This window comes from Ruegeria sp. HKCCD6428 (assembly GCF_013110595.1).
Taxonomy (GTDB): domain Bacteria; phylum Pseudomonadota; class Alphaproteobacteria; order Rhodobacterales; family Rhodobacteraceae; genus Ruegeria.
This window is the reverse complement of record NZ_WVQX01000013.1, coordinates 102287-113991: the sequence shown is the minus strand read 5'-3', so window position 1 is coordinate 113991 and position 11705 is coordinate 102287. Positions and strand designations below refer to the sequence as shown.

The 11705-nt window shown below is 57.4% G+C and carries 10 protein-coding genes and 1 pseudogene; 10 read left to right on the top strand and 1 reads right to left on the bottom strand.

The window, feature by feature from the left end; genetic code table 11:
- The first annotated feature begins 52 nt into the window (after positions 1 to 52).
- The 10 genes and pseudogenes from GS620_RS20705 to GS620_RS20660 all read left to right on the top strand — a co-directional run bounded on the left by GS620_RS20705 (position 53) and on the right by GS620_RS20660 (position 10681).
- Positions 53 to 1471 (top strand): mannose-1-phosphate guanylyltransferase/mannose-6-phosphate isomerase, encoded by a 1419-nt coding sequence (locus tag GS620_RS20705; protein WP_371807921.1) that lies wholly within the window; start codon positions 53 to 55, stop codon positions 1469 to 1471.
- A gap of 52 nt (positions 1472 to 1523) precedes the next feature.
- Positions 1524 to 2831 carry a glycosyltransferase family 1 protein gene (locus GS620_RS20700; protein ID WP_171617599.1) on the top strand — a complete coding sequence of 436 codons (1308 nt, stop codon included), beginning with the start codon at positions 1524 to 1526 and terminating at the stop codon, positions 2829 to 2831.
- Positions 2819 to 2941 (top strand): annotated as a pseudogene (locus GS620_RS20695) (transposase); the annotation flags it as partial. The gene GS620_RS20700 and the pseudogene GS620_RS20695, both read left to right, overlap by 13 nt.
- Before the next feature lie 163 nt (positions 2942 to 3104).
- Positions 3105 to 3929 carry a glycosyltransferase gene (locus GS620_RS20690; RefSeq protein WP_171617598.1) on the top strand — a complete coding sequence of 275 codons (825 nt, stop codon included), beginning with the start codon at positions 3105 to 3107 and terminating at the stop codon, positions 3927 to 3929.
- A 257-nt stretch (positions 3930 to 4186) separates the two neighbouring features.
- Positions 4187 to 5224: a GDP-mannose 4,6-dehydratase gene (gene gmd, locus GS620_RS20685; protein WP_367397138.1), complete on the top strand. Its 1038-nt coding sequence runs from the start codon at positions 4187 to 4189 to the stop codon at positions 5222 to 5224.
- Entirely contained in the window at positions 5224 to 6117 is an 894-nt protein-coding gene (locus GS620_RS20680) for an NAD-dependent epimerase/dehydratase family protein (protein WP_171120436.1), read from the top strand. The genes gmd and GS620_RS20680 overlap by 1 nt, the downstream gene beginning before the upstream one ends.
- 184 nt (positions 6118 to 6301) lie before the next feature.
- Positions 6302 to 7363 (top strand): FkbM family methyltransferase, encoded by a 1062-nt coding sequence (locus GS620_RS20675; protein ID WP_171617597.1) that lies wholly within the window; start codon positions 6302 to 6304, stop codon positions 7361 to 7363.
- 190 nt (positions 7364 to 7553) lie between these two features.
- Complete coding sequence (locus tag GS620_RS20670; protein ID WP_171120440.1) at positions 7554 to 7745, top strand: hypothetical protein; 192 nt, start codon at positions 7554 to 7556, stop codon at positions 7743 to 7745.
- A gap of 70 nt (positions 7746 to 7815) precedes the next feature.
- Positions 7816 to 9003 carry a glycosyltransferase family 4 protein gene (locus tag GS620_RS20665; RefSeq protein WP_171617596.1) on the top strand — a complete coding sequence of 396 codons (1188 nt, stop codon included), beginning with the start codon at positions 7816 to 7818 and terminating at the stop codon, positions 9001 to 9003.
- A 214-nt stretch (positions 9004 to 9217) separates the two neighbouring features.
- Positions 9218 to 10681 (top strand): glycosyltransferase family 39 protein, encoded by a 1464-nt coding sequence (locus GS620_RS20660; RefSeq protein WP_171617595.1) that lies wholly within the window; start codon positions 9218 to 9220, stop codon positions 10679 to 10681.
- Between the two features lie 10 nt (positions 10682 to 10691).
- On the opposite strand, the gene GS620_RS20655 is transcribed toward GS620_RS20660, so the two are convergent.
- On the bottom strand, positions 10692 to 11690 hold the full coding sequence (locus GS620_RS20655; protein ID WP_171617594.1) for a glycosyltransferase family 2 protein: 999 nt from the start codon (positions 11688 to 11690) through the stop codon (positions 10692 to 10694).
- Between the last annotated feature and the right edge of the window lie 15 nt (positions 11691 to 11705).

Below are 11705 nucleotides of genomic sequence, written 5' to 3'. Positions count from 1 at the left end.
GGTGTTAAGTTGAGAGTAGAAACCTCTATTTACTGGCAAAGGTTGTTTGATCGTGTCCATCACTCCTGTTCTTCTCTGCGGCGGTTCCGGCACCCGCCTTTGGCCGCTGTCCCGGAAATCCTACCCAAAGCAGTTTGCCGCCATTACCGGGGAAGAGACCCTGTTTCAGGCCTCGGCCCGGCGCCTGTCCGGAGAGGGGTATGGCGTGCCCTTGGTGGTGACCGCGTCTGATTTCCGGTTCATCGTGACTGAACAGTTGCTGGCAGCGGGTATTGATCCAGGTGCCATTCTGATCGAGCCGGAAGGGCGCAATACCGCGCCTGCGGTTCTGGCTGCGGCCCTGCATGTGGCGGCATCCGACCCCGAGGCCCTGTTGCTGGTCGCACCATCCGATCATGTCGTGCCTGATGCAGATGCGTTCCGCGCCGCTGTGGCCGCAGGCGTGCCCGCGGCCCAGGCCGGGCAATTGGTGACCTTTGGAATCATGCCGGACCGCCCTGAGACCGGATATGGGTATCTCAAGCTGGCGGGGGCGCCTGACGGCACCGCGCCCGTCAAGCTCGACAGTTTTGTCGAGAAACCGGATGTGGATACGGCAACGGCGATGTTGGCCGATGGCAAACATCTGTGGAATGGCGGTATCTTTCTGTTCCGGGCCAATGATGTCATCGCCGCCTTTGAAACCCACGCGCCGGCGCTGATGGCCCCGGTCAAGGCAGCTTGCGAGGCAGCCACGACGGATCTTGGTTTCCTGCGGCTGGACCCTGAGGCCTGGGGGCAGGTCGAGGATATCTCGATCGACTATGCCGTGATGGAGAAAGCCGACAACCTGAGCGTCGTGCCGTTTTCCGCTGGCTGGTCTGATTTGGGTGATTGGGACTCGGTCTGGCGTGAAGCGGGCCCCGATGAAAACGGGGTTGTGGCGGCGGGCAGCGTTACGGCTATTGACTGCAGCGACACGCTTTTGCGTTCAGAGGCGGGCAATCTGGAAGTGGTGGGTATCGGCCTGAAGGACGTCATCACCGTGGCAATGCCTGACGCGGTTCTGGTGGCGGATAAATCCCGCGCGCAGGACGTGAAGAAAGCCGTCGAAGCGCTTAAGGCCAAGGGCGCAAACCAGGCCACTATATTTCCCAAGGATTTCCGTCCGTGGGGCTGGTATGAAAGTCTGGTTATTGGTGGACGCTTCCAGGTCAAACGCATCCATGTCCACCCCGGCGCGGCCCTGTCCCTGCAAAGCCATCACCACCGTTCCGAACACTGGATCGTGGTCGAGGGCACTGCGAAGGTCACGGTCGACGGCGACGTCAAACTGGTCACCGAAAATCAGTCTGTATACATCCCGCTTGGCGCTGTGCACCGCATGGAAAACCCCGGCAAAGTGCCAATGGTTCTGATCGAGGTACAAACTGGAAGTTATCTGGGCGAAGATGACATCATCCGCTATGAGGATGTTTATTCCCGGGTCTAGGGCGCTCCGGGAAGACTGCCTCAACTGAACGGATGATCAAACGGAAACGGGAATGGTGAAAGAGCTTAATGCAGCCGAAAAGCAGCAGGTTGTCTATGACCTGACTGAGGTTCTTTTGGCCTCAACCGGTAAGCTGCGCTACTACGGGATTGCCAGGGTCGTTGCCGAGATCGGCGCTGAACTGAAAAAGCAGGGCACGGCCGTCAGGTTCGCCGTTTTTTCACAAGGCCATGATGAGCTGTTTGAAATCTTCCCAAGTCTGCGGGCAGATGGCGGGGTGGACTTGAACGTTCCCAGCGGAATCCGGCAAGTGCGTGTGCGCAGTCACCACTATACCAAATCCGTGTTGCGGGATCTGGCGCTTGCAGCTGTCCGGCCGCTGGTCATGCGCAGAAACCGCAAGGCCTGGGAAGCGATCGCACCGGGCATGACGCCCATAGACATGTCCGGCAAAACCCTGGTGAGCTGCGGGCGACCCAAGCTGATCGTCGAGATTCTGTGCGCACTGGATCGCAAGGGCGTGTCTTGCGACATCATTCCCATGCTGCATGACATGATCCCCTTGCACGATTTTGAACACCGGCTGGCAAGCTTTCCGCGCAACTTCATCGGGGACAACCAACTGCTGGTTTCGCGGTCCAAAGCCTTGTTGGCCAATTCCGAGTTCACGCGGCAGGAGATTCTGGATTTTTCCCAAAAAGATATCCTGCCTGAAGCGCCAGAAACCTTTGCTGTGCCTCTTGTGCATGAATGTCCGGAAGGAACCGAACAGGCTGAGCAGGACGCCCCTGAGCAGCCCTATATTCTGACCGTTGGATCAATGCTGGGCCGCAAGAACCTGGATGTGGTCTTCGAGGCGATGCGCTTTCTGAAACGGGATGGAAAAGACGTTCCCACGCTGGTTGTGGCCGGGGCGTTGCGCCACAAGACCACGGCCTATCTGCAATCGGATGAATGCAGCACAATCCGCGATCATGTGGTTTTTCGCGAAAACCCCAACCAGACGGATTTGGTAAATCTATATAAAAATGCACTGGCGCTTATCATGCCCAGCCGAATGGAAGGTTGGGGTTTGCCCGCAGGCGAAGCTTTGTGGTTCGGCACGCCAGCGCTCTGCTCTACCGCGGCCGCTCTGAAAGAAGTGTGCGGAGACCTTGGCGTTTATTTCGACCCGGATCGGGCCGATCAGCTTGCAGATCACATCACAAGGTTGCTGACGGATCCGGATTTCACCGAACAACTGCGCACGCGCATTACCGCACATAAACCGCAGCTTCGCACCTGGACGGACGTTGCCGTGGACTTGCGCGGGGTGTTGCAAAAACTGGGTTACTGGAACCGCCCGGGGCGGAGTGCCTGAACGCCCACTGGTTCATGAGCCTTGCGGATGCTCGGGAAAAGTTGGAGGATTGGCGTAGGCACTACAACGAGGACAGACCCCACAGCGCTATTGGATACAACGTCCCGATTGCCTGCATTATCCCGATGGCGTTACCAGCCCGTCATCATGAGACAGCCGGAAAATTCCAGCTCCCGGCGGTCCAAGGTTGGGGAGCAGAGCAACCAAACCCAAGGGCTCTCCGCCAGGTGGAGGAAACTTGGGGCTCAGGTCACGCAGCTTACAGCTGGAAGCATGCCTTACATATTCTATGACTGGCTTTTGACCTCTCGGGAATATACGAGCCGCTATATGACTATTTCCGAAGCCACCCGGCGCGATCTTTTACGCTTTTTTCAGGCGCATGACATCCGGCACAACGCAACAGCTATTCCTTTGGCGCAGGCGGGACTGTCCAAAACCGAACCCGCAGAGATCGAGGTGCAACAGCAAGGCCCCGTGTCTTCCCGGATTTCGTTTGACGCATACCCTCAGCTTGAAGATGCTCGCCACCTCAATGCCCATTTGCGGAAAATTGTTGGTGAACCCTACGCCCTTTGTGTTGGCACGGTGGAACTGCGCAAGAATATCTGGCGCACGGCGATGGCATGGAAATATCTGGTTGATCAGGGTCATACGGACCTGCCAAAGCTGATATTTGCCGGTCGCAGGGGCTGGGTGACGACAGAGTTTGATCTTCTGATGAAGGGGACGGGCGATGTGTACGGTTATGTCAGCGAAGTTAAGGGCCCAACGGACGAAGAGCTTCACGTTCTCTACAAGAATTGCCAGTTTGTATTGATGCCCAGTGTCTACGAAGGTTGGGGCCTGCCTGTGGGCGAGGCGTTGGCTTACGGAAAGTCCGCAGTTGTCGCCGAGAACAGCTCGCTTGTCGAAGTTGGAATGGATCTGGTTGAATATTGTGATGCAATGAGTGTCAAAAGCATTGCCGAAGCTGTCCTGAGACTCAATGATCCCTCTCACCGGGCAACCCTGGAAGACAAAATCAAAGTCGCGGATCTGCGCAGCTGGTCTGATGTGGCTCAGGATATGGGGCAGGCTATGTACGCACCCAGATAATTCAACGCATATTGGAGAGTTTCAGGCGTTTGAGCCGGTCAGCCCTTGATCGAAAAGTTCGCCCCCCGGTTCAAAGTCCGGCTCAGAACGGTTTCCCTCCGATGCAAAATTTTGAAGGTCGCTTGTTCCGCAACGGGAGTTAAGCGAAATCACACCGCAGCGGCCATGTAGACATGGCGAAGTTGACAAAAAAGAGTATTGCTCATGTCGAGGTGTCTCATCCGATGGGCAATCGACAAAACAGAAAGGGATTAGGAGTGACAAAAACTGCGATCGTTACAGGTATCACCGGGCAGGATGGTGCCTATCTCGCACAGCTGTTGCTGGACAAAGGATACAAGGTCGTTGGCACCTTTCGCCGGGTTGTTTCCACGAATTTTTGGCGCATTGAAGATCTGGGAATTCGCAATCACCCCAATTTGGTTCTGTCCGAGCTTGATCTGACGGACATGGGGACGATGATCCGGCTTATTCAGCAGGTAGAGCCGGACGAAATCTATAACTTGGCCGCTCAAAGTTTTGTGGGCGTTTCGTTCGAACAACCGCACACGACGGCGCAGATTACCGGCATCGGTGCCCTGCATCTGCTCGAAGCCATCAGGATTGTGAACCCCAAGATCCGGTTCTATCAGGCGTCCACTTCCGAAATGTTCGGCAAGGTTCAGGAAGTGCCACAGCGCGAGACGACCCCGTTCTGGCCGCGCAGCCCGTATGGTGTTGCCAAGCTTTATGCGCACTGGATGACGATAAACTACCGCGAAAGCTATGGTATCTTTGGCAGCTCGGGCATTCTCTTCAACCACGAGAGCCCTCTGCGGGGGTTGGAATTTGTGACCCGCAAGATCACCGACGCAGTCGCCAAAATCAAATTGGGCCAGCTTGACTGCCTTGAGCTGGGCAATCTCGACGCGAAACGCGACTGGGGTTTTGCCCGGGATTACGTGGACGGCATGTGGCGTATGCTGCAAGCCGATGAACCCGACACGTTTGTGCTGGCAACCGGTCGTACCGAGACCGTACGGGATTTTGTCTCCATGGCATTCAAGAGTGCGGGAATCGAGCTGCGTTTCGAAGGCGAGGGCGAGAAGGAAGTGGCCGTCGACGCCGAAAGCAACCGTGTTCTCGTGCAGATCAGCCCCAAATTCTACCGGCCTGCCGAAGTGGATTTGTTGATTGGTGACGCAAGCAAGGCAAAACAAGAGCTTGGCTGGGAAGCCTCGACGTCCCTGGAGGACCTTTGCCAGATGATGGTTGAGGCAGATTTGGCGCGTAACGAGAAGGGCGTGTCCTTCTGATGTCTGCGCTCCGAGTTTTGATTACCGGACGCCACGGGTTTACCGGACGCTACGCCGCGAAAGAGCTTGCAAGGGCGGGATGGGATGTTTGGGGGACTGGGGCTCATCCGGCCCCTGAACCCGATCCCAATTACCTGGAAGCGGATTTAACCGATGCTCGCAGCCTTGAGCGGGTTATCACCAATGTTGCGCCGGACGCAGTGCTGCATTTGGCGGGGGTCGCTTTTGTGGCGCATGGGACAGCAGAGAGCTTCTATCAGGTCAACCTGATGGGGACGCGGTGCTTGCTTGAAACGCTGGCCAACACCGGGCACGGAAGCAAGGCCGTTGTTCTGGCCAGCAGCGCAAATATCTATGGCAACGCCACAGAGGCGTCCATCCGGGAAATCACTCGTCCGGCGCCGGTTAATGATTACGCGGTTTCAAAACTTGCCATGGAGCACATGGCCCGGCTGTTTGACGACCGCCTTCCTATCGTGATCGCGCGGCCATTCAATTATACGGGCAACGGGCAGGACCCCAAATTCCTCGTACCGAAGATCGTTTCACATTTTCGTCAAAAGAAGCCGCAGCTGGAGCTGGGTAATCTGGACGTCGCGCGGGATTTTTCGGATGTGCGCGACGTGGCGCGGATATACAGGTTGCTGCTTGAAACCGCGCCTCGGGGTGAAACCGTGAATGTCTGCTCGGGCAAGGCGACGGCGCTGGGAGAGATCTTGGATATGTGCCGGACCATCACCGGCCATGAGATCGAAGTGGTGTCCAACCCTGCTTTTGCGCGTGCTCAGGAAATAAAAATTCTGATGGGCGATCCAACACATCTGGAAAGTCTGATCCCGGTGGGCGTTCGCCACAAGCTGGAAGAGACGCTGCAATGGATGCTGAATACGTGATCCGTGATACCACCCTGAGTCAAATGAGGCCGGGCGCGGATATTCACCGGGCGTTGGCCATCCAAGACAAGGCTGTCGTTGCAGTGGGCAAAAGGGCTGGATGAAGATGTGCCGCTGAGTGCGAAAGTATCAGCGGTGCGCGGCAAAACCGATGAACTGCAAAAAAGAACTGAAGGCACTGTGAATGCAATCTGAGCGCAACATTCTGGAACGCCTGCTGTTCCGACCCTCAAACGGACGTCCAATACGTGCTTTGCGGAGGGTACTGTTTCACACCAATGGGAAACCGCGTGGGGTGTTTCGAAACTGGATTCTTGAGAGCGACGGATCCCCGAAGCACCCGTTCCGGCAGTGGATGAACAGCCCGGATTATCTGATGTTGCCCTGGCCTGCGAGCCAACATCCCGGCGCGTCGCCTGAACCGGCAACAGTGGCCAGCAACGAGACATCCTCTCTTTCGGAAGGCACAGACATCTCTGCACCATTCGAGCCCTTCGTGCAGAGCTCGGATCTTGTCATATCCCGTGGCGCGGCGGGAGGGTATTGGATCACGCACCGCAGTGATGCCGTAATTGGCTGGTCTATGCGTCAGGAAGGCCGTTTCCAGGAACAGGCCATCGACGATGTGATTCAAATGCTCAGGGAAAACGGACATGATGTTGCAACATCATGTTTCGTGGATATCGGCGCGAATATCGGATCCCATTCGATGCATGCGGCGCGACGCGGCTTTGACCGGGTTATTGCCTTCGAACCTGATCCGCAAAATTTTCGCCTTTTGCGCGCGAACGCGCTGCTGCATGACGTAGAGCATAAAGTAACCTGCCATCAGATGGCTGTGTCGAACCGGAACGGAACGATGCAGATGGAACTTTCTCCGTCCAATTTCGGAGATCACCGTCTGCGCGTTTCCGACGACACAGCCGCAAACCTGCATGACGAAGGTGACTGGAACCTTCAGGATGTGCCGGTTCGTACCTTTGACAGCCTGGTACAAGACGGCCTGCTGCCCGAAAACGGGCCAGACCTGATCTGGGTCGACACGCAGGGGCATGAAGGTCACGTGCTGAGCTGTGCACAGAGCCTGACCAGAATGCGTTGTCCGGTTGTGCTGGAGTTTTGGCCCTATGGTCTTGAGCGTTCAGGTGGCTACAAAATGCTGCGGGACGCTCGCGTTACGCGACGACGTGCAGATCATCGACCTTGGTGCCTCCGGCCCGGGACGCTTGGCTCATCGTTCTCTTGAAGCGCTTGATCAGATGTATGACGATTTGCGGCAAAGTGAATCCAAATCCGGATCTCCACATACTGACCTTCTGCTCATGCCAATCCACTCAAGCTCCTGATTGATCTTGCTGCTGTTTTCAGTCCAGCGAATACGAGTTCATTGAGTGGCTCGTCTCGCAGGGCAGGGCACTTGAAGTGGTCTGGCTTATATGACGGCACCTAAACCCCCTGAAAGGCGGGAAATCCGGGCGCTGCTGCATTCATTCCCCTTTATCGACGTCCCCAATGCCGACGATACCTTTGACGTATTGCGCACCTGCCATATGATGGCTGTGTTTCAACATGGCTCGGCCTCGTACCATATCAGATCAACGGTGCTGAACCTGCAATCGATTTGGTAAAACCTTTCCGGGTGGCGGGTTTGTATGACGTCCGCATGTGCCCCGGACAAGGGGGTAAGGGGTTTCGTCCATGGCCTATGTTTCAGGGCAACCAGAGCAGGATCTGGATATTGCAACCGGACGTTCCACCCGGCCGCTACGCGTTCTGCAATTGGGGCCAGCATTCGAACGAGGTGGAATTCAGCGCCATATTCTCGACCTGACAGATCATCTGCGGGATCGGGGGCATCATGTCGAACTGGGCGGATCGCCGGGCCCATGGGGCCGGGAAGGGCGTGATGTCGGGTTTCATGCGTTGGACCTGAAACGTGTATCGGAAGATGAGCGTCTCAGCATGACGAGACGGCTTGGAGCCGCCATGGGGTGCGCGCAAAAACTGCGAAAGATCGTAGCCCGCGGCCGTTTCGACCTTGTTCATTCCCACGAAACCGCCCCTGCACTTGTCGCCCGGCTGGCGCTTGCCGGTCAGCCGACCCGTCGCCTTTTCACCTTCCATGGTTCGACGCCCGAACGGTATGGCGGGGTGGCGCGCAGTGCTCAGTTCGCGGCGCATGTCACCGCCTGTCCCAGCCGTAAAACCCTTGATGAACTGATTGCGCGTGGTCTGCCACGGGCGCGCACCGCCCAGCTTGGGCTTGGTGTGCCGCCGCCACCGGATCAGGATCCCGCCGCAGTTCTGGCGCTGAGACAGGAGCTTTTGCGCGATGGGGAAGGCGTGCTGATTTTCAGTCCGGCCCGGTTGGATCCGCAAAAAGGTATCGACGTGATGATCGATGTTTTGGCCCGGCTGGTGAAGGTCCGGCGCGATATCGTGATCGCATTGGCTGGCCACGGTCCTCTGGCGGACGTGCTTTCGGACTGGATTGCTTCGGCCGGGGTTGGTGACAACATCCGGGTTCTGGGGCCGATCGATACCGTCCCCCTGCATATGGCCGCCGCGGATTTCATGCTGCTCACGTCCCGGTGGGAGGCTCTGCCGATTTCAATCGTCGAGGCCTTTCACGCCGGTTTGCCCGTGATAGCGACCGATTGCGGCGGTGTGAGTGAGCTTGTGTCGGACCGGGTTGGGCGGCTTTGCCCTGTCGGTGATGTCGAAGGGCTGACCGCTGCCGTTCTGGAACTGGCAGGGGACGAGGGGCTGCGTAAAACCTTGGGGGCCAACGCCCGCGCATTGGCACGTGAGGACCGTTTCGACCCAACCCATGTGCATGAACGGATCGAACAGATTTATCGGCAGATGCTGGATGGGGTGGCCTGACAGAGCGCAGGAAGTGGAAACAATAAGGGGATGTTTTGTATATTATCGAGTATTTGGGTTGCTTTGAGGTGAAACCGCCTGCATCCGAGCCTTGTATCAGTATGCGCCCCGGATACGGTGGGATGCGAAAGAAGGACCGGCACCTGCATGCGCCGTGTCCAGGCCGACGATTTTGCCGGGTGCCTGACCTGAACCGAGTGGACTGGAGAAGCCCATGAAACAGCCTTCCCCCGCGCTTGACCGCAACGATCTGGCAATACTCCTGTTCATTCTTCTTCTTGCCGCAGTCCTCAGAAGCGCCGGGCTGAACGCGCCCTTGTGGTATGACGAAATCCGGACCGTCGATACGCATGTCAGCCTTCCGTGGAATGAGATGATGCGCGAATATTCGATGAACCATCATTACTTTTTCAGCATGAAGGCAAAGCTGGTTTCCCAGATCTTCGGAGATCAGGCCTGGGCATACCGGTTTCCGGCCGTCCTGTTTGGCGTCGGTCTAGTCGGGGTAATCTGGTGGCTGGCAAAAGAGGTTGCAGACAGTACGATTGCGCATGTTTCTGCCTTGCTGGTGGCCTTGTCCTATCATCAGGTCTGGTTCTCTCAGAACGCGCGCGGATATACCGAGCTTGCATTCTGGAGCACGCTTGGCTTCATTTTCTTTCTGCGGGGGATGCGCCAGCCAGCGACCGGCACCTGGGTTGCATTCGGCTTTACCGCCGCGGCCGCTGTTTTCACCCATCTGACCGGTGCATTTTTCTTTGTTGCACTGGGTCTCATCTGGCTGCTTTCCCTTGTGACCGGGTTCGGCCGGGGCACTTTGACCCGCGAATGGGTGCTGCATCCGCTGGCGGGTGTTGCGGTTGCGCTGGTTCTGGTCCTGTTCGCGTATCTGCCGATCTTGCCAAGCATAGCGGGCACGGTGAGCGAGGTTTCGGCGACATCCGCCGTGGACCCCATGCAGGAATACCAGAACCCGCTCTGGACAATTGTCGAAGGTTTGCGGACCGCGGTTGGGGATACCGGCCCGCTGATGTTGTTCATCGCGATCGGTGGGCTGGCCGTCATCGTCTTCGGTGCCGTGGGGGCGCATGCGACGCAGCCGTTGTTTTTCCCGTCCATCGCCATGCATATCGCCGTGACGCTGCTGCTTCTGCTGTCGCTTGAGATGCGGATCTGGCCGAGGTTCTTTTTCGTCGATATCGGGCTGATCATTATTCTGGCCGTTGTGGGGTGTCGATACGGTGCTGATGCGGTGGCACGGTGGGCTCAACAGCCCCGGTTTGGATCGCCGCTCTTTGCGTTGGGCGTTCTGGCGATGATCGTGGTGTCCGTGTTCTTGGTGCAGCGGAACTATTCTGCTCCGAAACAGGATCTGGCGGGGGCTTTTGCGCTTGTTGAAGAAACCCGCAGCCCGTCAGAACGGGTATATGCGATCAACCCGGGCGGCCCCCTTTTCGAAGACCACTTCGACGCCGACTGGGGAACCATCGGGGATGCGCAGGACTATTCCGAGGCCATGGCCCAACCTGGCCCTGTGGCGCTGGTTGTTCTGTTCCCAGACCGGATGTTCCGTGCCATTCCTGATCTGCAACGTGATGCGGAAGGGCGGCTGGAACGCGTGCATGAGTTTGCCGGGACACTGGGGGACGGGCAGGTTCTTGTCTACCGGCGCAGATGAGGCCGAGCGATCAGGATGAATGACCGTCCAGTGGCTCAAACCCCAGGCTGCTTTCGACAATGTAAAGCGGGCGTTTCTGAGCCTCTGCATAAAGTCGCCCCAGATATTCCCCGATGACGCCCAGCACGACAAGTTGCAGGCCACCGATCAACAGCACTGCAACCATCAATGAGGCATAGCCGGGTACATCCACCCCGTAGACAAGGGTGCGTGAGATCAGGAAAACACCATAGATGATCGCGGCCAACGCAGTCAGCATGCCGACATAGCCCGCAATCCTGAGAGGCACGGTGCTGAACCCGGTAATACCGTCCAGCGCAAAGTTCCAAAGGCGCCAGTAGTTGAATTTGGTCTGCCCCGCCGCACGCTCGGGGCGGTCATACGCCACCTCGGTGTGCCGAAACCCGACCCAGGCAAAAAGGCCCTTCATAAAGCGGTTGTGCTCGCGCAGCTGCCCTACAGCCTGAACCACGCGCCGGTCCATAAGGCGGAAATCGCCGGTATTGGCGGGTATCGGTACCCCCGAAAGCCGGTTGATGACCTGATAGAACTTCCGCGCTGTCCAGCGTTTCATCGCGGTATCGCTGTCGCGGTGGCGCCGGACGGCATAGACGACATCGAACCCTTCGCGCCATTTTTCCAGAAATGTCTTGATCAGTTCGGGCGGATCCTGCAAATCCGCGTCTATCGGAACAACGGCTTCACCCGTAGCTGCATCCAGCCCCGCCGTCAATGCGATTTCCTTGCCGAAATTACGTGAAAAGTTCAGCACCTTGATACGATCATCGCGCTCATGCGCCGCAGCCAGAATCCTGGCGGTTGCGTCTGTGCTGCCGTCGTTCACGCAGATGATCTCGTAGCTTTCCCCAAGCTGATCGAGGAATTGCCCCAAACGTTCGAACAGGGCCGGCAGAACCTCTTCTTCATTGAACATGGGCACGATGATGCTGAGCGTCGGAGCGCTTTGGTCCAAGGCTTTTTCCCGGGATGGAGTTGTGGGGGTACTCATGTTCAACGTCACCAT